The sequence below is a fragment of the Hydrophilobacter chitinilyticus genome, assembly GCF_049860745.1.
Taxonomy (GTDB): Bacteria; Pseudomonadota; Gammaproteobacteria; order Burkholderiales; family Burkholderiaceae_C; genus Rhodoferax_B.
Genome location: NZ_CP187561.1, coordinates 5,094,383 through 5,120,283 on the forward strand (window position 1 = coordinate 5,094,383; position 25,901 = coordinate 5,120,283).

The 25,901-nt window shown below is 60.5% G+C and carries 29 protein-coding genes; 3 read left to right on the plus strand and 26 right to left on the minus strand.

All coding sequences use genetic code 11. The annotated features are described in order from the left end of the window. Positions 1 to 31: 31 nt before the first annotated feature. Positions 32 to 691 carry a mechanosensitive ion channel domain-containing protein gene (locus ACPWMG_RS22760; protein ID WP_483301780.1) on the plus strand — a complete coding sequence of 220 codons (660 nt, stop codon included), beginning with the start codon at positions 32 to 34 and terminating at the stop codon, positions 689 to 691. Here ACPWMG_RS22760 and nagZ read toward each other — a convergent pair. From nagZ to ACPWMG_RS22870, 22 genes are all read right to left on the minus strand, one after another. Then, positions 680 to 1,771, minus strand: coding sequence for a beta-N-acetylhexosaminidase (gene nagZ, locus ACPWMG_RS22765; RefSeq protein WP_483301781.1), 1,092 nt, complete (start codon positions 1,769 to 1,771; stop codon positions 680 to 682). The genes ACPWMG_RS22760 and nagZ overlap by 12 nt on opposite strands. A gap of 102 nt (positions 1,772 to 1,873) precedes the next feature. Continuing rightward, positions 1,874 to 2,272, minus strand: a complete 399-nt coding sequence (acpS, locus tag ACPWMG_RS22770; protein ID WP_483301782.1) for a holo-ACP synthase — start codon at positions 2,270 to 2,272, stop codon at positions 1,874 to 1,876. Positions 2,273 to 2,284: 12 nt separating this feature from the next. After that, positions 2,285 to 3,061: a pyridoxine 5'-phosphate synthase gene (locus ACPWMG_RS22775; RefSeq protein WP_483301783.1), complete on the minus strand. Its 777-nt coding sequence runs from the start codon at positions 3,059 to 3,061 to the stop codon at positions 2,285 to 2,287. 28 nt (positions 3,062 to 3,089) lie between these two features. Further along, positions 3,090 to 3,866 (minus strand): DNA repair protein RecO, encoded by a 777-nt coding sequence (gene recO, locus ACPWMG_RS22780; protein WP_483301784.1) that lies wholly within the window; start codon positions 3,864 to 3,866, stop codon positions 3,090 to 3,092. Between the two features lie 58 nt (positions 3,867 to 3,924). Next, a complete protein-coding gene (gene era, locus ACPWMG_RS22785; protein WP_483305313.1) occupies positions 3,925 to 4,872 on the minus strand; it encodes a GTPase Era in 948 nt (315 codons plus the stop codon). A 130-nt stretch (positions 4,873 to 5,002) separates the two neighbouring features. Then, the gene (gene rnc / locus ACPWMG_RS22790; RefSeq protein ID WP_483301785.1) at positions 5,003 to 5,683 is read right to left on the minus strand and encodes a ribonuclease III; all 681 of its coding nucleotides are present in this window, start codon (positions 5,681 to 5,683) and stop codon (positions 5,003 to 5,005) included. A 1-nt stretch (position 5,684) separates the two neighbouring features. Beyond that, positions 5,685 to 6,038 (minus strand): DUF4845 domain-containing protein, encoded by a 354-nt coding sequence (locus tag ACPWMG_RS22795; RefSeq protein ID WP_483301786.1) that lies wholly within the window; start codon positions 6,036 to 6,038, stop codon positions 5,685 to 5,687. Between the two features lie 41 nt (positions 6,039 to 6,079). Next, entirely contained in the window at positions 6,080 to 7,048 is a 969-nt protein-coding gene (lepB, locus tag ACPWMG_RS22800) for a signal peptidase I (RefSeq protein ID WP_483301787.1), read from the minus strand. Continuing rightward, complete coding sequence (gene lepA, locus ACPWMG_RS22805) at positions 7,048 to 8,856, minus strand: translation elongation factor 4 (protein ID WP_483301788.1); 1,809 nt, start codon at positions 8,854 to 8,856, stop codon at positions 7,048 to 7,050. Before lepA ends, lepB begins: the two co-directional genes overlap by 1 nt. Before the next feature lie 556 nt (positions 8,857 to 9,412). Continuing rightward, on the minus strand, positions 9,413 to 10,846 hold the full coding sequence (locus tag ACPWMG_RS22810; RefSeq protein WP_483305314.1) for a DegQ family serine endoprotease: 1,434 nt from the start codon (positions 10,844 to 10,846) through the stop codon (positions 9,413 to 9,415). Positions 10,847 to 11,028: 182 nt separating this feature from the next. Continuing rightward, positions 11,029 to 11,982 carry a MucB/RseB C-terminal domain-containing protein gene (locus tag ACPWMG_RS22815; protein ID WP_483305315.1) on the minus strand — a complete coding sequence of 318 codons (954 nt, stop codon included), beginning with the start codon at positions 11,980 to 11,982 and terminating at the stop codon, positions 11,029 to 11,031. Between the two features lie 150 nt (positions 11,983 to 12,132). Continuing rightward, positions 12,133 to 12,990: a sigma-E factor negative regulatory protein gene (locus ACPWMG_RS22820; RefSeq protein ID WP_483301789.1), complete on the minus strand. Its 858-nt coding sequence runs from the start codon at positions 12,988 to 12,990 to the stop codon at positions 12,133 to 12,135. Between the two features lie 86 nt (positions 12,991 to 13,076). Beyond that, positions 13,077 to 13,661 carry an RNA polymerase sigma factor RpoE gene (gene rpoE, locus ACPWMG_RS22825; protein WP_483305316.1) on the minus strand — a complete coding sequence of 195 codons (585 nt, stop codon included), beginning with the start codon at positions 13,659 to 13,661 and terminating at the stop codon, positions 13,077 to 13,079. 129 nt (positions 13,662 to 13,790) lie between these two features. Next, the gene (locus tag ACPWMG_RS22830) at positions 13,791 to 14,336 is read right to left on the minus strand and encodes a hypothetical protein (RefSeq protein WP_483301790.1); all 546 of its coding nucleotides are present in this window, start codon (positions 14,334 to 14,336) and stop codon (positions 13,791 to 13,793) included. Positions 14,337 to 14,345: 9 nt separating this feature from the next. Next, positions 14,346 to 15,590, minus strand: coding sequence for a beta-ketoacyl-ACP synthase II (fabF, locus tag ACPWMG_RS22835; protein WP_483301791.1), 1,245 nt, complete (start codon positions 15,588 to 15,590; stop codon positions 14,346 to 14,348). Positions 15,591 to 15,735: 145 nt separating this feature from the next. Beyond that, positions 15,736 to 15,975 carry an acyl carrier protein gene (gene acpP, locus ACPWMG_RS22840; protein ID WP_422831002.1) on the minus strand — a complete coding sequence of 80 codons (240 nt, stop codon included), beginning with the start codon at positions 15,973 to 15,975 and terminating at the stop codon, positions 15,736 to 15,738. A gap of 124 nt (positions 15,976 to 16,099) precedes the next feature. Continuing rightward, positions 16,100 to 16,846: a 3-oxoacyl-ACP reductase FabG gene (gene fabG, locus ACPWMG_RS22845; protein WP_483301792.1), complete on the minus strand. Its 747-nt coding sequence runs from the start codon at positions 16,844 to 16,846 to the stop codon at positions 16,100 to 16,102. Continuing rightward, positions 16,843 to 17,781 carry an ACP S-malonyltransferase gene (fabD, locus tag ACPWMG_RS22850; RefSeq protein WP_483301793.1) on the minus strand — a complete coding sequence of 313 codons (939 nt, stop codon included), beginning with the start codon at positions 17,779 to 17,781 and terminating at the stop codon, positions 16,843 to 16,845. The genes fabG and fabD overlap by 4 nt, the downstream gene beginning before the upstream one ends. A gap of 51 nt (positions 17,782 to 17,832) precedes the next feature. Continuing rightward, positions 17,833 to 18,810: a beta-ketoacyl-ACP synthase III gene (locus ACPWMG_RS22855; RefSeq protein ID WP_483301794.1), complete on the minus strand. Its 978-nt coding sequence runs from the start codon at positions 18,808 to 18,810 to the stop codon at positions 17,833 to 17,835. Positions 18,811 to 18,814: 4 nt separating this feature from the next. Next, positions 18,815 to 19,864: a phosphate acyltransferase PlsX gene (gene plsX, locus ACPWMG_RS22860; protein ID WP_483301795.1), complete on the minus strand. Its 1,050-nt coding sequence runs from the start codon at positions 19,862 to 19,864 to the stop codon at positions 18,815 to 18,817. A 103-nt stretch (positions 19,865 to 19,967) separates the two neighbouring features. Continuing rightward, positions 19,968 to 20,150: a 50S ribosomal protein L32 gene (gene rpmF / locus ACPWMG_RS22865; RefSeq protein ID WP_422830996.1), complete on the minus strand. Its 183-nt coding sequence runs from the start codon at positions 20,148 to 20,150 to the stop codon at positions 19,968 to 19,970. A 164-nt stretch (positions 20,151 to 20,314) separates the two neighbouring features. Next, positions 20,315 to 20,863 carry a YceD family protein gene (locus ACPWMG_RS22870; RefSeq protein ID WP_483301796.1) on the minus strand — a complete coding sequence of 183 codons (549 nt, stop codon included), beginning with the start codon at positions 20,861 to 20,863 and terminating at the stop codon, positions 20,315 to 20,317. A gap of 25 nt (positions 20,864 to 20,888) precedes the next feature. On the opposite strand from ACPWMG_RS22870, the gene ACPWMG_RS22875 reads away from it, so the two are divergent. Continuing rightward, on the plus strand, positions 20,889 to 21,488 hold the full coding sequence (locus ACPWMG_RS22875) for a Maf family nucleotide pyrophosphatase (protein WP_483301797.1): 600 nt from the start codon (positions 20,889 to 20,891) through the stop codon (positions 21,486 to 21,488). After that, on the plus strand, positions 21,488 to 22,270 hold the full coding sequence (locus tag ACPWMG_RS22880) for an SAM-dependent methyltransferase (RefSeq protein ID WP_483301798.1): 783 nt from the start codon (positions 21,488 to 21,490) through the stop codon (positions 22,268 to 22,270). Before ACPWMG_RS22875 ends, ACPWMG_RS22880 begins: the two co-directional genes overlap by 1 nt. Positions 22,271 to 22,276: 6 nt before the next feature. Here the strand turns inward: ACPWMG_RS22880 and ACPWMG_RS22885 are convergent, their stop codons facing one another. The 4 genes from ACPWMG_RS22885 to ACPWMG_RS22900 are packed head-to-tail and all read right to left on the minus strand — an operon-like array spanning position 22,277 to position 25,891. Then, positions 22,277 to 23,317, minus strand: coding sequence for a S49 family peptidase (locus ACPWMG_RS22885; protein ID WP_483301799.1), 1,041 nt, complete (start codon positions 23,315 to 23,317; stop codon positions 22,277 to 22,279). A gap of 45 nt (positions 23,318 to 23,362) precedes the next feature. After that, positions 23,363 to 23,731: a Rieske (2Fe-2S) protein gene (locus ACPWMG_RS22890; RefSeq protein ID WP_483301800.1), complete on the minus strand. Its 369-nt coding sequence runs from the start codon at positions 23,729 to 23,731 to the stop codon at positions 23,363 to 23,365. Between the two features lie 18 nt (positions 23,732 to 23,749). Further along, entirely contained in the window at positions 23,750 to 24,409 is a 660-nt protein-coding gene (locus ACPWMG_RS22895; RefSeq protein WP_483301801.1) for an HAD family hydrolase, read from the minus strand. Between the two features lie 12 nt (positions 24,410 to 24,421). Then, positions 24,422 to 25,891 (minus strand): mannose-1-phosphate guanylyltransferase/mannose-6-phosphate isomerase, encoded by a 1,470-nt coding sequence (locus tag ACPWMG_RS22900; protein ID WP_483301802.1) that lies wholly within the window; start codon positions 25,889 to 25,891, stop codon positions 24,422 to 24,424. Positions 25,892 to 25,901: the final 10 nt, after the last annotated feature.

Genomic DNA, 25,901 nt, shown 5'->3' on the forward strand with positions numbered 1-25,901 from the left:
AGGGGTGCTGCGGCACCCCTGCTTATTTCACATGCGCAAGGTTCAAAACTACATTCCCGAATGGCTGCACGAATGGCTGGACATCGTTGTGCCCGGCCTGCAGATCCTGATGATCATGGTGCTGGCCACCGTGGTGCACCACACCATCCGCCACATCCTCAAGCGCGTGGCCGACCGCTATCAGTGGCCGCAAGAGTTGATGGTGCCCATCCTGGGCGTGCTGCGTTGGGTCATCCGCGCGGGCGCGTTCCTGATGATTCTGGAGCGCCTGGGGGTGTCGGCCGCTGTGCTGTGGACAGCCTTCTCCAGCTTCGCGGCCGTGGGCGCGGTGGCGTTTTTTGCGGTGTGGAGTGTGTTGTCGAACTTCTACTGCGCGCTGCTGATCTTCACCATGCGGCCGTTCCGCTTGGGCGACTACATCGAGCTGATCGACAGCGGCGAGAAGCCTGGCATTCGCGGCCAGGTGATCGAAATCAACATGCTCTACACCGTGCTGCAGGACTTTGATTCGCCCGAGAAAGACGCCTGGCTGCAGATCCCGAACACGCTGATCTTCCAGCGCGTGGTGCGCCACTGGCGCACGGCGCCGCATCACCGGCAGCCGCTACCGCATGCATTGCCGCCTGCTGATGCAGGCACCGCCGCTGAAGCGACCGCACCTGCGACGGCTAATTCACCCTCAGGGAAGTAAGTCCAACGCCTGCATGTAGGCGGGCTGCACCATCAGGTCGTCCCACGGCTGGGGCGCGGTTTCAGGCAACAAGGCCTGACGGCGCGCCTCACTGGCCTCCAGCGCTTGCCAGCGGCCCTTGGCTTGGGCCTGGGCCAGGCCGTCGAGCAATTCATCCACCGCCTGGCCGTCGCCCAGACTCTGGTTGCACAGCAGCACCATGTCGCAGCCGGCGGCCAAGGCCAGCACGGCCGCATCGGTGTAGCTCAGCACTTCGCCGTCGAGGCGGCGCGCGGCTTCCATGCTCAGGTCGTCGCTGAAGATGGCGCCGTCAAAGCGCATCTGCCCGCGCAGGATGTCTTGCAGCCAGCGTGCCGAAAAGCCTGCCGGGCGCGCGTCCACCTTGGGGTAGATCACGTGCGCTGGCATCACGCTGGTGAGCGTGCTGGACAACCACGGGTACGGCGCGGCGTCGTCGGCCAGGATGGCCTTCAGGCTGCGCTTGTCCACCGGGATGTCGGTGTGCGAGTCGGCCTTGACGAAGCCGTGCCCTGGAAAGTGTTTACCGCAGTTCGCCATGCCCGCCTGCAGCAGGCCGTGCATCAGGCTCTTGGCCAGCAGGGCCACCATACGCGGGTCGCGGTGGAAGGCGCGGTCGCCGATCACGCCGCTTTCGCCCCAGTCGAGGTCGAGCACCGGCGTGAAGCTGAAATCCACACCGCAGCTGCGCAACTCGCTGCCCAGCACGTAACCGGCCGCCGTGGCGGCGTTGGTCGCGCGCAGGGCACCGCTGCCCGGCAGTGCCTTGGCGCCCTTGCCGTCGTCCATCCACAGCTCGCCAAAGGCACGCATCGGCGGCACGTGGGTGAAGCCGTCGGTACGGAAGCGCTGCACGCGCCCGCCTTCGTGGTCCACGCAGATCAACAGGTCGCTGCGTATGGCCTTGATGGCGCTGGTGAGCTCCAGCAACTGGTGCCGGTCTTGCCAGTTGCGGGCGAAGAGGATCACACCGCCGGTGAGCGGGTTTTGCAAGCGGCGGCGGTCGGCGGCGGTCAGGGCCGTGCCGGCCACATCAAGGATCACGGGAGCGTGGTTGAACACGGTTTATTCCTTTTAAGAAAATCAGACTTTTACGCTTGCTGAACAAGCGTAAGAAGCTACGAATTCAGTAGCAAATATTCAATCCAAGGCAGTCCAGCGAGATCAACTGCCCGGCTTCTCCACCACCACAAAGCTGGCGGCGTAGTCGGTCTCGTCGGTCACGGTCACGTGGGCGGTCAGCTTGCGCTCTTCAAACCATTCGCGCAGCACGCCGTGCAGCACGATCACGGGCTGGCCGCTGGGCAGATTGCTGATCTCGCACAGCCGCCAGGTCATCGGCATGCGCATACCCATGCCAATGGCCTTGCTGAAGGCTTCTTTGGCGCTGAAGCGCGTGGCCAGGTAACGCACGCCGCGCTCGGGCCAGCGCGCCCCACGTTTGCGCCAGGTGGCGAGCTCGGCCTCGCTCAACACCTTCTCGGCAAAGCGGTCGCCGTGGCGCTCCAGGCTGGCGCGGATGCGGCGTACGTCGCAGATGTCGGTGCCGATACCGTAGATCATGTGGGCGATGGGTTAGCTAGCAAAGGCTGCATCGATGCAGCGCAGGTAGTCTTGCACCGTGGCCGAGTAGCCCAGTTCCAGCGCGTCGGCCACCAGGGCGTGGCCGATCGACACCTCTTGCGCGCCGGGGCAGGCGCGCAGAAAGTCGGTGAGGTTCTCACGGCTCAGGTCGTGGCCGGCATTCACTCCTAAATTAAGAGCTACTGCCGCTTGTGTGGTCTGCGCAAACTGGCTCAAAACCTCTTGAAACTTGGGGGTACCGTAGCTGCTGGCGTAGCTCTCGGTGTAAAGCTCGACGCGGTCGGTGCCCACGGCTTTGGCGGCGGCCATGGCAGCAGGGTCTGGATCCATGAACAGGCTGACGCGCACGCCCAGGGCTTGGCATTCGGCAATCAGCGGGCGCAGGCGCTCGGCATTGCCACTCTGCGGCGACAGATCCCAACCGTGGTCGCTGGTGAACTGGTCTTCGCTGTCGGGCACAAAGGTGCACTGCGTGGGCCGCACGGCGCGGATGAAGTCCATCAGGTTTTGGTAGGGGTTGCCTTCGATGTTGAACTCGCGCCCTGGCCAGTTTTTCATCAGCGCGGCCAGGTCGTGCACGTCGTGCGCGCGGATGTGGCGCTCGTCGGGCCGGGGGTGCACGGTGATGCCGTGGGCCCCCGCTTGCAGGCACAGCTCGGCAGCGCGCGTGACGCTGGGAATGCCCAGGTGGCGCGTGTTGCGCACCAGCGCGACTTTGTTGATGTTGACGGAAAGTGCGGTCTTCGCTGTAGTCAAGGCGGTGGTCATGGCAATCTCGGCAAGCGGGTTCAGGGAATCAGATGTTCTGCAAATCCATCATCATGCGCCGCGTGTGTAGCGTGGCGACACCGCAATGGTAGTGCAGCAGGTTGCGCAGTTGGGGCTTGAGGCCGGCGCCCACCTCGGCGCAGGCGCGCAATGTGGCGGCGAACGGACTGCCCGTGGCGGAGTGGCGGGCTTCATGTGTTTCCAGGCTGCGTTGCAGTTGCAGCCATTGTGCGCCGGTGAGGCTGGCGCGGTCGTCCGCATGGCTTTGGCGCAGGCCGCCTTCTGCCACCAGGCTGTAGCGTGTGTCGGCATCCAAGGGCTGCTGCGTCATGGTCTGCACGCCCAGCACCGGCAGCAAGCCGGTTTCGCGCAGCAACAGCAGCTCAAACGCGCGCAAGCCGGGCTCCAATAGCTCGGGCAGCCCCAACGCCAAAAGCTGCACGGCGTCGCCATAAGCATCGAACAAGGTGGTGTGGGGATCGTCGCGGGCCAGCAGGCGCAGCAGCAACTCGTTGAGGTACAGGCCCGACAGCAGCGCTTCGCCCGTGGGCATCACATGACCGCCAACCCACTCCGCGCCTTTGAGGTTGCGGATATCGCCCTCGCCGCCAAACACCACACGCAGTGGCTGCAGCGGTAGCAAGATGGGGCGAAAGTTGGAACTGGGCCGCTTGGCGCCCTTGGCCACCAGGGCGATGCGCCCCATGCCACGGGTGAACACGTCCAGGATCAGGCTGGACTCGCTCCAGTCATAGCGGTGCACCACGTAGGCGGCTTCTTCATGGACGCGCTGTTTGGCGGCCATTAACGCAGTTCCTCGCGGAGGAACTGGCGTTTAAGCAAAGTCAAAGAGACTGGGGGAGTCACTCGTAGCCAAAGGAGCGCACACGGGCTTCGTCGTCAGCCCAGCCGGAGCGAACTTTGACCCACAGCTCGATGAACACTTTGCAGTCGAGCGAACGCTCCAAATCGACGCGGGTTTCGGTGCCGATGCGTTTGATGCGTTCACCCTTGTCGCCAATAATCATGGCCTTGTGGCCGTCGCGCTCCACGATGATGGTGGCGGCGATGCGCAGCAGGCGCTTTTGGCCAGCCTTTTGCGGTGGCTCTTCTTCGAACTTGTCGATGACGATGGTCGAGGTGTAGGGCAGCTCGTCGCCAGTCAGGCGGAACAGCTTTTCGCGCACGGTTTCCGAGGCGAGGAATTTCTCGCTGCGGTCGGTGAGTTCGTCGGCGGCGTACCACCAGGCTTGGGCGGGCATGTATTTGCCGCAGATGTCGAACAGACGTTCGATGTCTTTGGCATTCTTGGCCGACATCGGCACGAACTCGGCAAACGGGTGGCGTTCCTGCATGCTTTGCAGCCAGGGCGCGATGTCGGCGCGGCGGTGCACGTTGTCGAACTTGTTGGCAATCAGCAGCACCGGCGCGTCGCCCTTCAGCAGCTCCAGCACTTTGGCGTCCGCCGGGGTGAAGCTGCCGGCCTCCACCACAAACAGCACCAGATCCACATCGCCCACAGCACCCTTGACGGTTTTGTTCAGGGCGCGGTTGAGTGCGTTGTTGTGCAGGGTTTGGAAGCCAGGCGTGTCGACAAACACAAACTGCGTGTTACCACGCGTGCGCATGCCGGTGATGCGGTGGCGCGTGGTTTGTGCCTTGCGTGAGGTGATGCTGATCTTCTGCCCCACCAGCGCGTTCAGCAGCGTGGACTTGCCGACGTTGGGCTTACCCACAATGGCCACCAAGCCGCAACGCGGATCGGCCGGCAGCGTGGCAGCGTCGCCGGGCTTCTTCAGCGCAGCGAGCATGCCTTCCAGGCTGGCGGCGTTGTCTTCGGGCTCGGGCGTTGGGCCGTCAGGCGTGGGGGTGTTGGTTGCGGTCATAGGGGGCCTTCACGGCTGAATTCGGAGCAAAAAAGGCGCTGAAGCAGATGCTGTTTCAGCGCTTGGAATGGAGTTTGGCCAGCATGGCCACGGCGGCAGCGGTTTCGCCAGCTCGGCGCGAGCCGCCAATGCCGCGCTCGGTCAACCCCAGCTCGGCGATGGCGCATTCGACGTCGAAGGTCTGCCGATGGGCTGCGCCCAACACACTGACCACGCGGTACACAGGCACCTTCATCTTGCGCCCTTGCAGCCACTCTTGCAACTCGGTTTTGGCGTCTTTGGACGACGCTGCCAGGGCTGCGTTGATCTCGACCTTCTCAAAAATGCGGTGCACCAGGGCTTCGGCAGCGGCAAAACCGGCGTCGAGGTAGACGGCGCCAATCACGGCTTCCAGCGCATCGGCCAGGATGGACGGGCGCTTGTTGCCGCCCGAGCGCATTTCGCCCTCGCCCAGGCGCAGCACTTCGGGCAGGCCGAGTTCTACAGACAAGGGGTGCAGGGTGTCTTGCTTGACCAGGCTGGCCCGCACGCGCGACAAGTCGCCCTCGGGCAACGCGCTCAGGCGCGCGTAGAGCAAGCTGGCGACGGCGAGGTTCAGAACCGAGTCGCCAAGGAATTCGAGCCGCTCGTTGTGGTCCGCAGAAAAGCTGCGGTGCGTGGTGGCACGCTCCAGCAGCTTGGGATTGGAAAAAACATGTTGCAGGCGCTGCTGGAGCGCCAATAGACCATCGTTCACGCTACTTGGATCGACCTTGGTATTTGATGAGCAGGTAGGCGTTTCCGAACAATTCGATTTCTTTGTTGTAGGCAAAAGCAACGACGACCTTGTCGCCTTCTTTGCTGATGTCCAAGTCTTTTGCCGAGATCGACGAGATGTCGTCGATATTCGCGGCCTTGTCGAAGATGGTGCGCACTTCCGCGACCGTCGTGCCTGTCTTGGCCTTCTCAACCGCTTTGAGAATGGCTTGGTGTTCGATCACCGTGGGCACCACACGGGCGCCCACCACGAACAGGAAAACGATGATGGCGGCGGTCAACACCAGCCCGATAAAAGACAGGCCACGCTGCCGAGACTTCAAAGAACTCTTCATACGGAAATGTTCCCTACCCAAGTTTTTTATGGATTGACCGGTTAATTGAAAGAGCCAATACGCTTGAGATTGCCGAAGTTCATCCAGACAAAGAACGCTTTACCAACGATGTTCTTGTCTGGCACGAAGCCCCAGAAACGCGAATCCAGCGAATTGTCCCGGTTGTCGCCCATCATGAAGTAGTGGCCTTCGGGCACTTTGCAGACCACGCCTTCAACGGTGTAACGACAGTTATCTTTATATTGGAAATCGCTCGCGCCGGGAACAAAGGCCGGGCGACCATCGTCGTTCAAGATACGGTGCGGTTTGTCGCCCAAGCCGGTTTCTTCAAACTGCTTGAAGTACTGCATGGTGTCTTCGTCGAAGAACTCGGGCACTGCGGAAGTGGCAATCACCTTGCCGTTGATGGTGAGGCGCTTGTTCAGGTAGGCCACTTCGTCCCCCGGAATGCCGACCACACGCTTGATGTAGTCCTGTGTCGGGTTGGGTGGGTAACGGAACACCATCACGTCGCCACGCGCGGGCGGCGTGCCTTCGGTCACCTTGGTGTTGAGTACCGGCAGGCGCACACCGTAGTGGAACTTGTTCACCAGGATCAGGTCGCCGATCAACAGCGTGGGGATCATGGAGCCCGAAGGGATCTTGAAGGGCTCGAACAAAAACGAGCGCAGCAAGAACACAACCAGAATCACCGGGAACAGGCCAGCGGTCCAGTCCAGCCACCAAGGCTGGGCGGTGATGCGCTCGCGCGCGTCAGCCGTAGGGGTGTCGAGCTGTTGAATGCCTTGCTGGGTCAGCTCGCCGGCGCGGCGGGCCATTTCAGCATCGAGGTTGGCCGCAGCCAGTTCGCGCCGGGGCGCAAAGTAAAAGCGCTCTGCCACCCAGTAGATGCCGGTGACCACCGTTGCCAGAAACAGCAGAAGTGCAAAGTTGCCTTCGAGAAAACCCATGTACCAGGCGCCGGCGTAGCCCACAAAGGCGGCCAAAATGATCGAGGTCAGAAATTGCATCAGTCTTCCACTTGCAGAATGGCCAGAAACGCCTCTTGCGGCACTTCGACCGAGCCGATTTGCTTCATGCGTTTTTTACCGGCTTTTTGTTTTTCGAGGAGCTTCTTCTTGCGCGAAATATCGCCGCCATAACACTTGGCGAGCACGTTCTTGCGCAGTGCTTTGATTGTCTCACGCGCAATGATGCCGGCGCCGATGGCCGCCTGGATGGCCACGTCGTACATCTGGCGTGAAATGATCTCGCGCATCTTGCTCACCACGGCGCGGCCACGGTACACCGACTGCGAACGGTGCACGATGATGGACAAGGCATCGACCTTCTCGCCGTTGAGCAAGATGTCAACCTTGACCACGTCGGATGCGCGGTACTCTTTGAACTCGTAGTCCATGGAAGCGTAGCCACGGCTCACCGACTTCAGCTTGTCGAAGAAGTCGAGCACGATCTCGCCGAGCGGCATTTCGTAAGTCAGCACCACCTGGCGGCCCTTGTAGGCCATGTTCATCTGCACGCCGCGCTTTTGGTTGGCCAGCGTCATCACCACGCCCACATACTCTTGCGGCATGTAGAGGTGCACGGTGACGATGGGTTCGCGGATCTCAGCCATCTTGCCGGTGTCGGGCATCTTCGATGGGTTTTCCACCATCAACACTTCACCATCGTTCTTCATCACCTGGTAGACCACGCTGGGCGCGGTGGTGATCAGGTCTTGGTCGAACTCACGCTCCAGACGCTCTTGCACAATTTCCATGTGCAGCAAACCAAGGAAACCACAGCGGAAACCAAAGCCCAGCGCCTGGCTGACTTCGGGCTCGTAGTGCAGTGAAGCGTCGTTGAGCTTGAGCTTCTCGAGCGCGTCGCGCAGCGAGTCGTACTCGCTGGCTTCGGTGGGGTACAAACCGGCAAACACCTGCGGCTGGATTTCCTTGAAGCCTGGCAATGCTTCTTCGGCCGGGCCGAGGTTGTTTGGCAACTTCTTTTCCAGCGTGACGGTGTCACCCACCTTGGCAGCTTGCAGCTCTTTGATGCCGGCGATGATGTAGCCCACCTCACCCGCTTCAAGCGATGCACGTGGCTGGTTGGCTGGGGTGAACACACCCAGGTTGTCGGCGTTGTATGCCGCGCCTGTGGCCATCATCTTGAAGCGCTCGCCCTTGCCCAAACGGCCATCGACCACACGCACCAACATCACCACACCAACGTACGGATCGAACCAGCTGTCGATGATCATCGCGCGCAGCGGCGCATCAGGATTGCCACGGGGTGCGGGCACCTTCGCCACCACGGCTTCCAGGATTTCATCGATGCCCATGCCGCTCTTCGCTGAGCATGGAATCGCGTCGGTGGCATCGATGCCAATCACGTCTTCAATCTCAGCGCGTGCGTTGTCTGGATCTGCATTCGGCAAGTCCATCTTGTTGAGCACAGGCAGCACTTCCACACCGAGGTCCAACGCGGTGTAGCAGTTGGCCACGGTCTGTGCTTCAACACCTTGTGATGCATCGACGACAAGCAACGCGCCTTCGCATGCGGACAGTGAACGACTCACTTCATAAGAGAAGTCGACGTGGCCCGGTGTGTCGATCAAGTTGAGGTTGTAGACCTGACCGTCTTTCGCTTTGTATTGCAGCGCTGCAGTCTGCGCCTTGATAGTTATCCCACGTTCTTTTTCGATGTCCATCGAATCGAGAACCTGGGCCTCCATCTCGCGCTCGGCGAGACCACCGCAGCGCTGGATCAATCGATCGGCCAACGTTGACTTGCCATGGTCAATGTGCGCGATGATGGAAAAATTTCTGATGTGATTCATCAACGAGAAGCTTTAAGTAATTGAATTTAATGAACACGTAAACGAAAAAAGGGCGCGTTTGGTAGAACGCGCCCTGAACCAACAATCTTTGGCAACTGCGATAGTTGGAACTTCATTGTAGGCAAAAAGGCTGATTCGCAAACCCCAACCCAGCCGGGTCAGGCATCGTTGCAGTGTCACAACATGCATTTTATACACAACTTATGCACAGCAACGGTGGATAGATATCTGAACAACTTGTGGGTGAACTGTGGATCACCTGTGCTCTATCGTATTTTGTCTCGCATGGTGGTTTTCGCAAAACTCGATATGCCCAGAATGACGAGAACAAGGCCGTGATTCTATCCAAATTCGTCATAAGCCATTTTTACAAGTTAGCAAGCACCAACCTACTAACGACAAATTTGGGGTTGAATATTTTGTTACGACGACCCTAAACCCCTCTTTTATCCCCTTTAAAACCGCCCAAAACCCGAGCTTTAGCTAGGGGCTTTGGGGGCTTTCGGACTACCGGCCAAGCGGCCTAAACCGCGTCAGCCAACGCCTCCCAAGGTCTCTATTTGCTGGGGCGGATCAAAGCGTATTGGGCCCACTCGCCACGGCGTACCAGCACGTTCACGGGTTTGCTCTTGTCGGCTTTGGCCAGTACGGCTTCGAATTCTTTGACAGAGCCAACCTCGGTATTGGCAATCGCCAGGATCACGTCCCCCTCGCGCACACCGGCACGCGCAGCACCTTCCACAGCGGCATCCACCTTCACACCCCCCTTGACCTTCAGCTCTTTCTTTTGTGCGTCGGTCAGGTCGCTCACCGTCAAGCCCAGCACTTGGCCGGCGGTAGAGGGTTTGGCCGCTGGCTTGTCCTCTTTCGCTGAGGCTTTCTTGGTGGGCTTATCGGCTTCCACCTCAGCAATCGTCAGGCTCAAGTCCTTCGTGGCGCCGCGACGGAACACGGTCACCGTGCTCTTGCTGCCGGGCTTGGTGTTGCCCACCATGCGCGGCAGGTCAGAGAACTTGTCGATGGCCTTGCCGTCGAACTTGACGACGATGTCGCCCGCCTCTACACCAGCCTTTTCAGCAGGCGAGCCGGGCTCCACACCGCTGACCAAGGCGCCTTGCGGCTTGCCCAAACCGATGGACTCGGCCACGTCCTTGGAGACGGGGCCAATCTGCACGCCGATACGACCGCGCGACACCTTGCCGGTAGTGCGCAGTTGCTCGCTGATGCGTGTGGCTTCATCGATCGGGATCGCAAACGAGATGCCCATGAAACCACCCGAGCGCGAATAGATCTGGCTGTTGATGCCGACCACTTCGCCGCGCATGTTGATCAGCGGGCCGCCCGAGTTGCCGGGGTTGATGGCCACATCGGTCTGGATGAAAGGCAGATAGTCACCAGTGTCGCGCTGCTTGGCGCTGACGATGCCAGCGGTAACCGTGTTCTCCAGGCCAAACGGTGAGCCAATAGCCATCACCCACTCGCCCACCTTCAAACGGCTCACATCACCGATCTTCACGGCTGGCAGCCCAGTGGCTTCGATCTTCACCACAGCCACATCGGTGCGTTTGTCACTGCCGATGATCTTGGCTTTGAACTCGCGTTTGTCGGTCAGCGTGACGAGCACCTCGTCAGCACCTTCGACCACGTGAGCGTTGGTCATGATCAAGCCATCGGCGCTGAGGATGAAACCCGAACCCACACCGCGTGGCTGCTCTTCGTCAGGCTGCGGCTGCGGGCGCTGTTGGCGCGGGCCTTGCTGGCGAGGAGCGTTGGGAGGAATAGGAATGCCAAAACGCCGGAAGAACTCCAGCATCTCTTCATCCGCGCCATCACCATCGGCCTTAGCCGAGACCTTCTCCAGGGTGCGGATGTTGACCACCGATGGTCCCACCTGCTCCACCAAGTCGGTGAAATCGGGCAGCACACGTGTAGCGGCTTGCGCGTGGACCGATTGCACCGGCGCCAGCGTCAAGCCGGCCGTGCTTGCCATGGCAAAAGCCAGAGCAGCCACGCGCAGTTTTTTGGAATGGGCTTGCAGCAACATCATCTCGCCTACTTTCAAAATAACAGACAGTATGGGGGCCAATATGGGGTCGTGCCGGGCGAATCAACAGGCCAGCATGTGATCACAACACAAGACTACACAAGAACAGCCGCGAGGCTGTCACTTGCTTAGTTCTTGCGTTCCAACGCACGGGCAAACGTTTCGAGGGTGCTGGGTGGCACTTCACCGACCACGGTCACCCACCAGTCGCTGTTGCGCACCGACAAAGATTGTGTGGCACCCAAGGCCATGTAGCCAGGTTGCAAGTGGCGCTGCGGGTCGAAGGTTTCGACGAACAGCGAAACCGAGGCCAGGCCGTCCGAGAAGATCCACTGCAGCGTGCCGTTCGACAGCTCGGGCTGCGTGGCAGACACCTGGCGGCGGTAGCAGTTGAGCGGCTGGAAGCCCGGAACGTCGTTCTTCAAAACCCAGCCTTCTTCCAGCGCCGTGGTCTTGGTCATGGCGACCTTCTGGACCTTGTAGCCGTTGGTGTTGGCCATCATCTGCGTCAGCTTGTCGATGCGCACAGGGGCATCGATCTGCAACTCGGAAAACTCCGCCTGCTCCAACACCTTGCCCTTGCCATCCAGTGTTTGCAGCTTCACCACGAGACCGGACTTCTTCTCGCTCCAGATGCGGTAGCCGTAGCGCAGGTTGTCTTTGGGTTTGAGCATCACCACGTCGGCGTCGTAACCGGCTACGCGGTCGCGGCCCACGCGCTTGGCGCTGTAGAACGTGGGAATGGCCGAACCGCTGGACTGCAGCAGATTGGTAAACAGCCCCAAAGAGTCGCGCCGCTCCATCACGGCGACCTTGCTCTCGGGCAGCAAGGTGACCACTTGGTTGTTGCGGCGGAAGGTGGTACGCGGTGCGCCGGTCAGGGCCTCCATGCGTTCAACCTGGTCTTCGCCTTCGCAGGCATGCCAGATGCGCGCACTCGACAAATTGCCCATGCCGGACGACACGACAAACGTGCCCACGTAGTCGCGTTTGCGCGAGGCTTCGTGCATGCGCAGCAGCCATTCGGCCACACCACGTTCCGACTCTGCGGCCACAGGCGGACGAGATTCAGCCAAAGGCACAGGTGGTTGCGAAAACACACCATTTGCCGAGGTCGGAGCCGTCGTTTGCGCGAGCACCACCCAAGGCGCCATGCAGCAAACCACTACGCCAACGCAGCGCCCCAAAAACTCACTTCGCATCAATGACTTTCCAAACCGGTACGCATGGGCTTATTGCTCAGGCGACTCAAACGTCGCTTCGCGCAAAAACGGCGCAGGCGTTTGCAAGGCCGATGCACCACCGAACTGCTTGTGTGCGGCCATCAAAGCATCCAGCCGCGGGTTGCGGATCATCACTTGAGGCTCACCACTGGCAAGCGTGACGGTTTGCGCTGTTGTGGCACCTGCAGGCAGACCGGCTACGGCTGTGGTGCGGGATTCAGCGCCTTGGATTTGCGTTGCGGACTCGGGCGCGCCCATTGTGGTGGAAATCAACACTGGTCCTGCGTTTTGCGCCGCAGGCATGGCGGCCGACGCCAGCACAACTGGCGAAGGCGACTGACGGAAAAATTCACTTGCCTGCGCCAACTGCGCGCCCGAGCCACTCAAGGCAGGCGCAGACACAGCCAACATATTCCAACCAATGGCCGACACTGCTGCTAGCGAAGCGAAGCCAGCCACCAGCTTCCAGCGGAAACTGCTTTGGTTCGCTGCTTGGTCTTCGCTGGCTTGGGTTCTCTTGGATTTAGCATCAAAAATGCTTGTAACGCTCGAAGGCTCTGCGGAAGCAGCTACCAATTCAGAAGCAAATTGCGGTGTCACTTGCGGCAACGAGGAGGGGCGATCGAAGCGTGGCTCTTGTGCCAAACGGGCTTGAAAGCGCGACAGGAATGCGGCGTCACCCGCGCAATCGGCGAGTTCGCGCGAACGCAAAACATCGCCGACCACGTGGTAGCAATGCCAGTCGGCTTGGGCCACAGAGTCATCCGCCAGGCGCTCCACTGTGTCCGCAAAAGCGGCGCCCTGCAGTTGGCCGTCCATCAGGGCGGACAACATTTCGCGTTGCGCTTGGGTTTGTTCCGTATTCATTTCCATCACCTGTCTTCACCGTTTGGAGCCAAACCAACCCTGGTTTGCCGCCCTGTGCCATTTCGTCGACCTTGTCATCGTCGATCTCACCATCTTTTGCCGGTCTGTTTTTCCAGCAGTGGCTTGACCCGCGCGGAAATGGCTTCACGCGCCCTGAAAATCCGTGACCGTACCGTTCCGATCGGGCAATTCATGGTTTCTGCAATGTCTTCATAGCTCATGCCTTCGATCTCGCGCAGGGTGACCGCCTGACGTAAATCCTCAGGCAATGCATCCATCGCGGTGTTCACCATGTTCGATATTTGCTGCGCCGCCAGCACGGTATCGGGGGTCTCGTCACTGATTGGTTCGTTATCGCGGAAAGAAGTTTCATCATCTTCATCAGATGAACGTAACGCTGCCTCGCTGATGGTCGGGTCGCGCTTCAATTCCAGCAATGACTTCTTGGCCGTATTCACCGCAATGCGATAGAGCCAGGTGTAGAACTGAGCGTCGCCACGGAACTTCGGCAGCGCGCGGTAGGCGCGGATGAATGTCTCCTGGGCGATATCTTCGACCAGGTCAACGTCGCGCACCATGCGGCCAATCAGGCGCTGGATACGCCGCTGGTACTTCACCACCAGCAGTTCAAACGCCTTTTGGTCGCCCGCAACCGTGCGCTCGACCAGCATCAAGTCGCTGTCGTTCGCAGCATTCGTGGTGGCCTGCCTGGCGGGCGGTGGCGCGGCCGACTCAGATGGCACGAGTGGCGCAGTGGTCTCAGGCGGCAGGGGCGGCAAAGGAGGCAAGCTCGTCATTCTTCAGTTCGCACCCATTCCGGTGTCGGGCGCCGCAGGCGGGGTGCCAGATGCGGTGCCGGAGGAATATAACGCACGGCGCAAGTCCCCCCAAAGGGCAGGATCATCGACGCGCTGCAGGCCGCACCATTGCGATCGGCCACCGCCAGGCACATCCAGTCGCAAGAAAAAGAGATTGAAAGCATCGAAGCATAGGCGCGGGTGTACGGCTGAAGCGTCTTCGACAGAAGTACTCGCGGTAGGTTCTGCCCACCATTGTTGGCCATCCCAATGCAATTCGCCGGTGTAGAGCTTGCGCCAACTGGCGGCAGCGCCGACGCCGCAGAGCAGCACTGCTGCTTGCTGCGCCCAGAACATGGCGCCAAGTCCATTGCCATGACGAGAAACACCACCATGCACAAGCTGCAGCACCGCAGAGCCAGACCAGCGCGAGAAACCAGCCGAAACGGCGCGGGCGTCGCGCCGGGAACCGAACCGCTGGCGCGCGCTGCATGGTGGAGTCAAACCAGAGCCGCTAGACGACGCGAGCAGCGCCAGACTTGGCTTCATTCAAGCGCGTCAGACGCGCTTGAACACCAAGGTGCCGTTGGTGCCGCCAAAACCGAAGTTGTTTTTGACGGCAATGTCGATCTTCAAGTCACGCGCGGTATTGGCGCAATAGTCGAGATCGCACTCAGGGTCTTGGTTGAAGATGTTGATGGTGGGCGGGCTCTTCTGGTGGTACACCGCCAAGGCGGTGAACACGCTTTCAATGCCGCCAGCGCCGCCCAACAAGTGGCCGGTCATCGACTTGGTGGAGTTCACCACTGTCTTCTTTGCGTGGTCGCCCAGCGCCAGCTTGATGGCGTTGGTTTCGTTCACGTCACCCAGCGGCGTGGAAGTGCCGTGTGCATTCAGGTAATCGACCTGATCAGCATTCACACCAGCGTTCTTCAGCGCCATTTCCATCGAACGGCGTGGACCGTCGACGTTAGGTGCGGTCATGTGGAACGCATCGCCAGACATGCCGAAACCAGTGATTTCAGCGTAGATCTTGGCGCCACGCTTCACGGCATGTTCGTATTCTTCAAGCACCAGCACGCCTGCGCCTTCACCCAGCACAAAACCATCACGGTCTTTGTCCCATGGGCGCGAAGCGGTTTGTGGGTCGTCGTTGCGGAAGCTCAAGGCACGCGCAGCGGCAAAACCACCAATGCCCAGAGGCGAGATGGTCGACTCGGAGCCGCCCGCCACCATGACGTCTGCATCACCATATTCGATCATGCGGGCCGACAGGCCAATGGCGTGCAAACCGGTGGTGCAGGCGGTGACCACAGCGACGTTCGGGCCCTTGAAGCCAAAACGAATCGACACGTGGCCGGAAATCATGTTGATGATGGAGGCCGGCACAAAGAATGGCGACACCCGGCGTGGGCCGCGGTTCGTCAATTCTGCGTTGGTCTGCTCAATCATGGGCAGGCCACCGATGCCAGAGCCGATATTGCAGCCAATACGGGTGGCTTCTTCTTCAGACAGCGCGTCCCCGGTGGCCAAACCAGAGTCTGCCACGGCTTCGATCGCGGCACCCATGCCCAGATGAATGAAACGGTCCATATGACGCGCTTCTTTCTCCGGCATGATGTCAGAGGGATTGAAGCCCTTGACCTCACCCGCAAACTTGCAGGCAAAGGGGCTCGCATCAAAGCTGCGAATGGTATCAATACCGGACTTCCCAGCCAGCAAAGCCGACCAGGAATCGGCGACTGTGTTACCCACAGGGCTCAGGCATCCTAAGCCTGTGACAACGACACGACGACGGGACATAGTTGATTGATTTGGTTAACCGCAAGAGTGCGGGGAATGCCGCAAGTTGCGGCGCCGGCTTATCAAGAGCGAGAGCGGCGGACCATGGCGCCGGTCTCAGGCCGGAAAACTGCGCGACGCCTAGTGGCATCGCGCCGCAACCGGCTTAGGCCTTTTGGTGGCTCGAAGCGTAATCGATGGCGTTTTGCACCGTGGTGATCTTCTCTGCGTCTTCGTCAGGGATCTCGATACCAAACTCATCTTCCAGAGCCATCACGAGTTCAACCGTGTCCAGCGAATCGGCACCGAGGTCGGCCACGAAGGCTTTTTCTGGGGTGACTTGGGTTTCTTCCACACCCAGTTGTTCTGCAATAATTTTCTTAACGCGTGCTTCGATATCGCTCATGGTTCCCTCTAAGGGTTATAAAAGAATCCGCAATTCTAGCCAAGCCAGGAATTAGTTCCCGATTACGGCTGCCGAACGGATGGACCGGCTTGATCTTTACATACTGCCCGACGGGTCGGACAGCTTACATATACATGCCGCCGTTGACGTGCAACTCTTGCCCCGTCACGTAACCAGCAGAGGGAGACGCCAGGTACGCCACAGCGTGTGCCACGTCTGAAGGCTGGCCCAAATGGCCCAGCGGAATTTGGCCGAGCAAGGCTTTCTGCTGCTCGTCGGCCAGCGCGGCGGTCATGTCGGTGTTGATGAAACCGGGCGCTACACAATTGACGGTGATGTTACGCGAACCGAGTTCACGTGCCAGCGCACGGGTCATACCTGCCACGCCAGCCTTGGCGGCTGCGTAGTTGGCTTGGCCCGGGTTACCCGAGGCGCCCACCACCGACGTGATGCTGATGATGCGGCCATAACGTTGCTTCATCATCGTGCGCATCACGGCACGGCTCATGCGGAAAACGGCCTTGAGGTTGGTGTCCAGCACCGCGTCCCAATCGTCATCTTTCATACGCATGGCCAGGGTGTCGCGGGTGATGCCAGCGTTGTTGACCAACACCTGCACCCCCCCCATTTCCTTGACGATGCTGTCGACCAGCGCCTCAGCGGCGGCGGCGTCATTCACGTCGAGCGTGGCGCCCTTGCATCCGGGGAAAGCCGCCAGCGCCTGGCTGATTTTGGCAGCACCGTCGTCGGTGGTGGCAGTGCCAACCACCTTCAAGCCGCGCACCGCCAGTTCATGGGCGATGGCTGCACCAATGCCGCGCGACGCGCCGGTCACCAAGGCCACTTGGCCGGCAAATTGAACTTCACTCATCCCAACAATCCTTTAACTTCTGCGAGGCTGATAGGGTCGAACAGCGGCACGCCGGTCAACTCTGCATCGATACGCTTGGTCATGCCGGCCAGCACCTTGCCGGGGCCACATTCGACCAAGGTGGTCACACCCCGCGCCTTGATGGCTTGCACACACTCCACCCAACGCACCGGGCCAAAGGCTTGGCGGTATAGGGCTTCGCGGATTTTGTCGGCGTCGGTTTGCACCGCCACGTCGATGTTGTTGACCACCGGAATCTGCGGTACAGCAAAGGTCACTGTGGCCAGTTTTTCGCGCAGGCGCTCTGCCGCGGGCTTCATCAAACTGGAGTGGAAGGGCGCCGACACTGGCAATGGCAAAGCGCGTTTGGCGCCAGCGGCCTTCAAGGCCTCGCAAGCCTTTTCCACACCGGCTTTGCTGCCGGCGATCACGGTTTGGCCTGGGTCGTTGAAGTTCACCGCTTCAGCCACTTCGCCCGTGGCCTGCATCACTTCAGCGCAAATGGCCTGCACTTTGTCGGCAGGCATGCCCAGAATCGCGGCCATGGCGCCAGTGCCTGCGGGCACAGCGTCTTGCATGGCCTGCGCGCGGAACCGCACCAAGGGCGCGGCTTGCGCCAGCGTCAACACACCCGAAGCGACCAGCGCCGAGTATTCACCCAGGGAATGGCCAGCCACCACGGATGGCGCAGCACCGCCTTCGGCCAACCAAACGCGGTAAGCCGCAACGGCCGCCACCAACATCACCGGTTGGGTATTGACGGTCAGAGCCAAAGCTTCTTTCGGGCCTTGCTGGATCAGCAGACCCACGTCTTCAGACAAAGCGTCTGAGGCTTCTTTGAGCGTTTCTTGCACCACAGGGTGATCGCCCCAGGCATCCAGCATGCCAACAGACTGCGACCCCTGCCCTGGAAAGACAAAAGCAAATGAGTTCATGAACTTTTAGATAAAAAATAGCTTTTACGCAGTTGGAATCTGCGTAGAAGACTATAGTTTCAGGAGCACCGCGCCCCAGGTGAAGCCACCACCGACGCCTTCAAGCATCAGCGTGTCACCCTTCTTGATCTGGCCGCCGCGCACGGCAGCGTCAAGCGCCAGCGGAATCGACGCGGCGGAAGTGTTGCCGTGCTGGTCGACGGTAACCACCACCTTGTCCATCGACAATTTCAGGCGCTTGGCCGTGCTTTGCATGATGCGGATGTTGGCCTGGTGCGGAATCAACCAGTCGATGTCGGCCTCAGTCAATTCGGCTTTGGCCAAGGTGGCGCGAGCCGCTTGCTCCAGCACACCCACCGCGAGTTTGAAAACCGCTTGACCATCCATCTTCAACAACGCCGTGCCCAGCACGTCGCCACCAGAAACATTGCCTGGCACACACAAGATGTCGACATGTTTGCCATCAGCGTGCAAGTCGCTCGCCAGAATGCCTGGCGCCTCCGACGCTTCCAGCACCACGGCGCCAGCGCCGTCACCGAACAACACGCAGGTGGTGCGGTCGTTGAAATCGAGAATGCGTGAGAAGACTTCAGAGCCGACCACCAAGGCCTTGTTAGCAGCACCTGCCTTGATCATGGCGTCAGCCACGGTGAGGGCGTAAACAAAACCGCTGCACACCGCTTGCACGTCAAACGCGGCACAGCCATTGGCGCCCAGTTTGTTCTGCAAGATACAGGCGGTTGACGGGAACACCATGTCCGGCGTGGACGTGGCAACGATGATCAGATCGATGTCGGTCGCTTTGAGGCCTGCGGCCTGCAGGGCGTTTTGAGAGGCGTGCAGTGCCAGATCGCTGCTGGCTATATCGGCCGCCGCGAAGTGGCGTGCGCGGATGCCCGTGCGCTCGACAATCCACTCGTCCGAGGTTTCGACTCCATGTGTTGCCAACTCGGTCGCCAAATCCGCATTGGTCACGCGACGCGGGGGCAGATAACTTCCGGTTCCGGTGATACGGGAATATCGTGTCATAGTTTTAGTGAGAGGCGGTCGCGGCCACTGGCGCTACCCCTTCAGCACGGCGCAACAGCGGTGCTGCATGGGCGATACGCGCCTGAACGCGGTCCAACAGTTGATGGCGAGCCGCATCATACGCCCGGTTCAAAGCCTGCTCGAAAGCGAAGGCATCGGCCGAACCATGGCTTTTAAATACCAGCCCGCGCAGCCCCAACAAGGCGCCGCCGTTGTGCCGACGGTAGTCCATACGGCTTTTGAGTGCACTTAACACCGGATAGGCCACCAATGCCGCCATTTTGGTGAGCAGATTGCGCGAGAACTCGGCTTTCAGAAAGTTGACGATCATGGTCGCCACACCTTCACTGGCCTTCAAGGCCACGTTACCCACAAAGCCATCACATACGACCAAGTCGGCTACGCCCTTGTAGATGTCGTTGCCTTCAACGTTGCCGATGAAGTTCAAATCGCCAGCAGCACCTGCCGCACGCAGCAACTCGCCGGTGCGTTTGATGGTGTCGTTGCCCTTGATGGCTTCTTCACCAATGTTGAGCAAGCCCACTGTGGGGTTTTCGTTTTCGGTGAGTGCTGCAACCAGAGCCGAACCCATCACAGCAAACTGCAACAAGTGTTCAGGCTCGCAATCCACGTTGGCCCCCAGGTCCAACACTGTGGTGGCCCCGCCTGTGGCATTCGGAATTTGGCCAGCGATGGCAGGACGATCGATGCCGTCCAGCGTTTTCAGCACGTAGCGCGAAATCGCCATCAGCGCACCGGTGTTGCCGGCGGAAACGGCGGCTTGCGCGGCACCGTCCTTGACCTGCTGGATGGCCACGCGCATAGAAGAATCTTTTTTGCGCCGTAGAGCGACCTCTAGCGGGTCGTCCATGGCCACCACTTCAGTGGCAGGCACGATGCGGGCGCGTGGATGCGTGAAACCGGCCAAGCTATCAGCCAAACCGACCAGCAGCAACTCGACGTCAGGATGCCGTTCCAAGAATTGGCGGCAAGCAGGAAGGGTAACCTTGGCGCCGTGGTCCCCCCCCATGCAATCAACAGCAATGGTGATCATGCGGGATCAATACAACCCAAGTGCTGGAAACGAATCACAGCGAGCAATAAAAATGGCCCTTTGCCACCAGAGTAGCGCCGGGCCATGCGAGCTTGAAGCCGACTTAGGCTTCAGACTTGTTCTTCAGCACCTGACGACCACGGTAAAAGCCGTTAGGGCTGATGTGGTGACGCAGGTGGTTTTCACCGGTGGTGGGCTCAACAGCCACGCCGGGCACGTTCAGTGCGTTGTGCGAACGGTGCATACCGCGCTTGGAAGGAGACTTTTTGTTCTGCTGGACGGCCATGATTGGCTCCTGAGTAAATACGCCTAGAAACTAAGCGGTTGAAATAGAGAGGAGTGGGCGAAATGGAGAAATTGATTCCCCGCTCACCCAAGAACGTATTCCATGGGCCATTTCGCACGAAGCCTTTGATTATAACCCAAGTCTTTCGGATGACCAAAGCGGCCCTATTCGAGCCCCCCACCACGCAGCTTGGCGAGGGCTGCAAAGGGCTTGGGCTTGTCGGCCATGGCCTTGTCAAAGTCCTCATCGACGACTTCAAGCTTGACCTCGGTCGGGCAAACGTCATGCACCGGCACCAGAGGCATTTCCATCAGCAATTCGTCTTCGATGAGCACCGCCAAGTCAAATTCGGGGTCGATGGCGAGCACGTCTTCCTCAGCATCTTCGTCTTCAGCCTCTGCTGTGGCCTCATCGGCCACAAAACGGTAAGAGCGGTCCACATCCAGCTCAACATCCACGCTAGACAGACAGCGCTGGCAGGTCATGGGCACCGTTGAATGCGCCTGCAAATGCAGCCACACTTGGCCGGGGCCGCCCGTAACGGGACGCAACTCACCCTGCGCCGACCACTCTACAGGCGCGTTGGCCGCCTCTTCGCCCACGTCTTGCAACAGGCGTTCGTATTTTTGCAGCGGGTCGCTGGCAGAACGCTGGCCGGCACTTTGGGCGAAGGCGCGAACGTCAAGGGGAATGGCAGAGGACTCTTTCTTCATCTTGGCAGTGTAAGAGAATCGCCCCATGCATTCCACACCCGACTCCCCTACCCTCACTGTTGTTCTGGGCTCCACCTCCCGCTACCGGCGCGAGTTGATGCAGCGCCTGCGCCTGCCATTCGACGTGGCCGACCCCGCTGTGGACGAAACCCCGTTGGCCAACGAAGCGCCGCGAGACCTTGCCGTGCGCCTGGCGCTGGCCAAAGCGCAAGCGGTGGCCCAACGCTTCCCGAACGCCGTGGTGATCGGCTCCGACCAAGTGGCCGACCTGCACGGCGAGCCCATAGGCAAACCCGGCGACCACGCCCGCGCCACCGCGCAGTTGCGCCGTATGCGTGGACAGTCACTGGTGTTCCAGACGGCTGTGGCCGTGGTGTGCCAGGCCACAGGCTTCAGCCAAAACGCACTGGCGCCGGTGAAGGTGCGTTTTCGCGATTTAACCGACGACGAAATTGAGTCCTACCTGCTGGCCGAGCAGCCCTACGACTGCGCAGGCAGCGCCAAGAGCGAAGGGCTCGGCATCAGCCTGGTGGAAGCGATTGAAAGCGACGATCCGACCGCGCTGGTGGGCTTGCCACTGATCCGCACCTGCCAGTTGTTGCGCGCCGCCGGAGTCCGCATCTGATGAGCACGCCATCGACCTCCCCCCGTGGCCGCCTGTATCTGGTGCCCGCCCCACTGGACTTCGGCTGCGACAGCCAGGCACCGTTGACCGATGCTCTCCCCCAAGCCACGCTGCAAACCGCTGCACGTCTGTCGCACTGGATCTGCGAAAACGCTAAAAGCACGCGCGCCTACCTGAAGCGCGTGGACGCGTTGTTCCCCTTGGCCCAGCCAGTGCAAGCCCAGCAGATCCAAGAACTGCCGCGCGAGGTGCATAAAAAAGGCGACCACACCGGCAACTTCGACGCCACGCCGCTGCTGGCCGCTGCATTGCAAGGCCACGACATCGGCTTGGTGAGCGAAGCCGGCATGCCCGCGGTAGCCGACCCCGGTTCATCGGTGGTGCGTGTCGCACACGCGTTAGGTTTGGAGGTGGTGCCGTTGGTCGGCCCGGTATCTCTGCTGCTGGCCTTGGCTGCCAGTGGCCTGAACGGACAGAACTTTGCGTTTGTGGGCTACCTGCCGCAAGAAGCCAGTGCTCGCAACCAGCGCATCAAAGAGCTCGAATCACTGGCCCTGAAGACCGGTCAGACACAGATGTTCATTGAAACGCCCTACCGCAACGCAGCACTGCTGCAGGGGTTGCTACAAACTTTGCAGCACAACAGCCGCCTGGCGGTGTGCAGCGGACTGACCCTGGCCGATCAGCGCATTGAGAGCCGCACCGTCAAGGCTTGGCGCCAGTTGCCCACGCCAGAGGCGGCTGTGGGCGGACGCCCGGCTGTATTTTTGATTGGCCGCTAAAGGTGCTCAGCGTAGCGCTGGCATGGTGTGTAGCGCGCGCATGGCGCTATCACCGATGGCGGCGCCAAAGCGCTTGACCAAGCGCTCGGCCACGTTGTCACGGCGGGTGTAATCCACCAGTTCCTCGGCCTTGACGACTTCGCGGGCGACGTAGTCCAGGTTGCCCAGGCGGTCGGCCAAGCCCAACTCAACGGCTTTTTCACCCGTCCAGAACAGGCCGCTGAAAGTGTTCTCGTCTTCTTTCAGGCGCTGACCGCGACCCGCTTTCACGGCGGCGATGAACTGTGCATGGATCTGGTCCAGCATGCCTTGGGCAAACTCTTTTTGCTTGTCAGACAGCGGGCTGAACGGATCCAGCAGGCCCTTGTTGGCGCCAGCCGTCAGCAAGCGGCGCTCCACGCCCAGCTTGTCCATCAAACCAGTGAAGCCAAAGCCGTCCATCAGCACACCAATGCTGCCCACAATGCTGGCCTTGTCGACAAAAATCTGGTCGGCCGAAACGGCGATGTAGTAAGCCGCCGAGGCACAGGTTTCTTCCACCACTGCATAGACCGGCTTCTTGTGCAGCGCTTTGAGGCGACGCACTTCATCGTTGATCATGCCGGCCTGCACGGGGCTGCCGCCGGGCGAGTTGATCAACAGCACCACGGCCTGGGCGCCCTCGTCTTCAAATGCTGCGCGCATGGCGGCGTTGACAAACTCAGCGCTGGCATCTGCACCGGCGGCAATTTCGCCTTTAATTTCGACCACCGCAGTGTGGGCAGTGGACTTGTCTGGCGTCGGCACGGCACGCGACATGCCAATCCACGCCAAAGCAATAAAGAACACCAGCCAAGCCAGACGCACAAAGGTCTTCCAGCGGCGCGAAGACTTTTGCTCGGCCAGGGCGGCAAAAGCCAGCTTCTCTAGCGTGGCACGCTCCCAACTGGGGGCGCCTGCATCCTTGGCGGACGCCGCAGGTGCTGGCGGCCTGGGCGCCGCAGATGAAAAAGTGGGTTCCCGATCGTATTGACTCTCGGGGCCTTGGGGTTGGGTGGGTTCGGTCATGGTGGCCAGTGTAAGAAACTAAATTCGTCCGTACGTTAGTTGCGGTTAAAACGCCAACGCTTGCAAGGGGTGGCGTGCGTGCCAATGCACCACGCCATCAAATTCGCTGAGTTCGATTTTGACCAAGCCGCCTCGGCAAGGCCCGCCAGCGCAGGTACCCGAATCGGGCCGGTAAGCCGCGCCGTGGGTGGCACACAGCAGCCAGTCGCCAGTGTCGTCAAAAAAACGGTTCGGCTGGTAGTCCATCTCCATCGCCACGTGGCTGCAGCGGTTGAGGTAGGCATGGGCCTGGCCTTTGTAGCGGATGGCGAAGGCGCGGCAGGTCTGGCCCAGGTACACCACGTCAAACGGCACGGCATCCCCGCCGTTGACCAAGTCGCGGGCATTGCAGAGGGGGATGGCGCCGTCAGTCATTCTGCTTTTTGAAGAGGGCTAGCCGTTTGCCAAAAGCCAGGCATGCAGGTCACTCACAGAATGCGCCACATGCAGGGGGCGCAAGGTGTGAAAGACCGATGGTTCATGGGCGCCATAGCTCACACCCACACTGGCACAGCCAGCGTTCAAGGCCATTTGCAGGTCGTGCGTGGTGTCGCCAATCATCAGCGTCCGTTCGGGCGCCACGCCAAATTCACGCATCAGCTCGACCAGCATGCGCGGGTGGGGCTTGCCTGCGGTTTCATCAGCGGTGCGCGAACCCGCAAACACGCCCTTCAACGCTTGGGTGTGCAGCACCTCATCCAAACCGCGACGCGATTTACCGGTGGCGACCGTCAGCGTATGGTTGCGCGCCTTCAAGTCGGCCAACATGGGCAACACGCCATCAAACAAGCTGATGTCGTCCTGGTGCTGCATGTAGTGATAACGGTAGCGCGCGCCCAGCTCGGGGTATTTTTCAGGCGGTACATCGGGTGCCGCATGGGCCAAGGCCTGCATCAACGCCATGCCGATCACATAAGACGCGGCTTCTTTGGTGGGCACAGCGCCCCCCACATCACGCACCGCTTCCTGGATGCAGCGCGTGATGATGGCCGTAGAGTCAAACAGGGTGCCATCCCAGTCGAAAGCGATCAGATCAAATTTAGCGGATGGCATGAGGTCCCTGTTTTAACCCGGCGAGCGGCCGTAGACGTCCTGGAAGCGCACGATATCGTCTTCGCCCAGGTAGCTTCCAGACTGTACTTCAATCATCTCCAGCTCGACACGGCCTGGGTTCTCCAGGCGGTGGGTGGTGCCCAGCGGAATGTAAGTGGATTCGTTTTCCGACACCAGAAACACCTCTTCGCCACGCGTGACGCGGGCAGTGCCGCTCACCACAATCCAGTGCTCGGCGCGGTGGTGGTGCATCTGCAGCGACAGCGAGCCGCCCGGCTTGACCACAATGCGTTTGACCTGGAAGCGCGCGCCGTGGTCCACGCTGTCGTACCAGCCCCAGGGACGGAACACCTTGCGGTGCAACTGGCCCTCAGAGCGCTCAGCCGTCTTCAGCTTATCAACGATCTTTTTGACGTCTTGGGTTTTGTCTTTGTGCGCGACCAGAATCGCGTCCGCGGTCTCCACCACCACAATATTTTCCAGGCCCACGCAGGCCACTAGGCGACCTTCAGACAAGGCCAGCGTGCCCGTGCAGTCGTGCATCAACACGTCGCCCAGCGCGACGTTGGCGCCTTCGCTCTTGGGCAGCACTTTCCACAGGGCGTCCCATGCGCCTACGTCGGACCAACCGGCCGACAAGCCGATCACCACGCCGGGCGGCAAACCGGCTTTGCCCGTGAGCTCACCACCGGCAATGCGCTCCATCACGGCGTAGTCGATCGAGTCGCTGGGGCAGCCAGCAAAAATATCTTTGTCGACGCGCACAAACTCGCCATCGGTAGAGCCGCCCTTCCAGGCGGCTTCGCACGCGGCCAGGATATCGGGGCGGCATTGACCCAGCGCCGCGAGCCACACCGAGGCGCGCAACATGAACAGGCCGCTGTTCCACGCGTAGGTGCCGGCGTCCAAATACTGCTGGGCCGTGGCCAGGTCTGGCTTTTCCACAAAACGCGCAATCAGCCGCGCCGGGTTGGCCGGGTCGACATTGCTGAAAACAGCACCCGACTGGATGTAGCCGTAGCCGGTTTCCGGCGCATCGGCCGTGATACCAAAAGTGACCACCGCGCCATCTTGCGCCAGTGCCGCGCCTTGGCGCACCACGGTTTGGAAGGCTACTGTGTCCAGAATTACGTGGTCTGCCGGCATCACCAGCAGGATCGGGTCTTTGCCGTCGCGCAGGGCAGCCAACGCGGCCAGCGTCAACGCAGGCGCAGTGTTGCGGCCTGACGGCTCCAACACCACAGTGCCGGGCTGTTTGATCAGGCGCAGTTGCTCGGCAATGACGAACCGGTATTCCTCGTTGCACACCACCATGGGCGGTGCCAGGGTCAACGACTCAATGCCGTTGACGCGGCGCACCGTAGCTTGCAGCAGCGTGTCGTCGCCGATGAGCGGCAACAGCTGTTTAGGGTATTTTTCGCGCGACAGCGGCCACAGGCGTGTGCCTGAACCACCGGAGAGGATGACCGGTTGAATCTGCATATAACTCCCT

What these genes read in the sequence shown, in the direction of transcription:
- ACPWMG_RS22760 (WP_483301780.1), top strand. Translation starts at nt 32, where the DNA reads ATGCGCAAGGTTCAAAACTACATTCCCGAATGGCTGCACGAATGGCTG.
- acpS (WP_483301782.1), bottom strand. Translation starts at nt 2,272, where the DNA reads ATGATCTACGGTATCGGCACCGACATCTGCGACGTACGCCGCATCCGC.
- ACPWMG_RS22775 (WP_483301783.1), bottom strand. Translation starts at nt 3,061, where the DNA reads ATGACCACCGCCTTGACTACAGCGAAGACCGCACTTTCCGTCAACATC.
- recO (WP_483301784.1), bottom strand. Translation starts at nt 3,866, where the DNA reads ATGGCCGCCAAACAGCGCGTCCATGAAGAAGCCGCCTACGTGGTGCAC.
- era (WP_483305313.1), bottom strand. Translation starts at nt 4,872, where the DNA reads ATGCTCGCTGCGCTGAAGAAGCCCGGCGACGCTGCCACGCTGCCGGCC.
- ACPWMG_RS22795 (WP_483301786.1), bottom strand. Translation starts at nt 6,038, where the DNA reads ATGAAGAGTTCTTTGAAGTCTCGGCAGCGTGGCCTGTCTTTTATCGGG.
- lepB (WP_483301787.1), bottom strand. Translation starts at nt 7,048, where the DNA reads ATGCAATTTCTGACCTCGATCATTTTGGCCGCCTTTGTGGGCTACGCC.
- lepA (WP_483301788.1), bottom strand. Translation starts at nt 8,856, where the DNA reads ATGAATCACATCAGAAATTTTTCCATCATCGCGCACATTGACCATGGC.
- ACPWMG_RS22810 (WP_483305314.1), bottom strand. Translation starts at nt 10,846, where the DNA reads ATGGCAAGCACGGCCGGCTTGACGCTGGCGCCGGTGCAATCGGTCCAC.
- ACPWMG_RS22820 (WP_483301789.1), bottom strand. Translation starts at nt 12,990, where the DNA reads ATGAATACGGAACAAACCCAAGCGCAACGCGAAATGTTGTCCGCCCTG.
- rpoE (WP_483305316.1), bottom strand. Translation starts at nt 13,661, where the DNA reads ATGCTGGTCGAGCGCACGGTTGCGGGCGACCAAAAGGCGTTTGAACTG.
- ACPWMG_RS22830 (WP_483301790.1), bottom strand. Translation starts at nt 14,336, where the DNA reads ATGAAGCCAAGTCTGGCGCTGCTCGCGTCGTCTAGCGGCTCTGGTTTG.
- fabF (WP_483301791.1), bottom strand. Translation starts at nt 15,590, where the DNA reads ATGTCCCGTCGTCGTGTCGTTGTCACAGGCTTAGGATGCCTGAGCCCT.
- acpP (WP_422831002.1), bottom strand. Translation starts at nt 15,975, where the DNA reads ATGAGCGATATCGAAGCACGCGTTAAGAAAATTATTGCAGAACAACTG.
- fabG (WP_483301792.1), bottom strand. Translation starts at nt 16,846, where the DNA reads ATGAGTGAAGTTCAATTTGCCGGCCAAGTGGCCTTGGTGACCGGCGCG.
- fabD (WP_483301793.1), bottom strand. Translation starts at nt 17,781, where the DNA reads ATGAACTCATTTGCTTTTGTCTTTCCAGGGCAGGGGTCGCAGTCTGTT.
- ACPWMG_RS22855 (WP_483301794.1), bottom strand. Translation starts at nt 18,810, where the DNA reads ATGACACGATATTCCCGTATCACCGGAACCGGAAGTTATCTGCCCCCG.
- plsX (WP_483301795.1), bottom strand. Translation starts at nt 19,864, where the DNA reads ATGATCACCATTGCTGTTGATTGCATGGGGGGGGACCACGGCGCCAAG.
- rpmF (WP_422830996.1), bottom strand. Translation starts at nt 20,150, where the DNA reads ATGGCCGTCCAGCAGAACAAAAAGTCTCCTTCCAAGCGCGGTATGCAC.
- ACPWMG_RS22870 (WP_483301796.1), bottom strand. Translation starts at nt 20,863, where the DNA reads ATGAAGAAAGAGTCCTCTGCCATTCCCCTTGACGTTCGCGCCTTCGCC.
- ACPWMG_RS22875 (WP_483301797.1), top strand. Translation starts at nt 20,889, where the DNA reads ATGCATTCCACACCCGACTCCCCTACCCTCACTGTTGTTCTGGGCTCC.
- ACPWMG_RS22880 (WP_483301798.1), top strand. Translation starts at nt 21,488, where the DNA reads ATGAGCACGCCATCGACCTCCCCCCGTGGCCGCCTGTATCTGGTGCCC.
- ACPWMG_RS22885 (WP_483301799.1), bottom strand. Translation starts at nt 23,317, where the DNA reads ATGACCGAACCCACCCAACCCCAAGGCCCCGAGAGTCAATACGATCGG.
- ACPWMG_RS22890 (WP_483301800.1), bottom strand. Translation starts at nt 23,731, where the DNA reads ATGACTGACGGCGCCATCCCCCTCTGCAATGCCCGCGACTTGGTCAAC.
- ACPWMG_RS22895 (WP_483301801.1), bottom strand. Translation starts at nt 24,409, where the DNA reads ATGCCATCCGCTAAATTTGATCTGATCGCTTTCGACTGGGATGGCACC.
- ACPWMG_RS22900 (WP_483301802.1), bottom strand. Translation starts at nt 25,891, where the DNA reads ATGCAGATTCAACCGGTCATCCTCTCCGGTGGTTCAGGCACACGCCTG.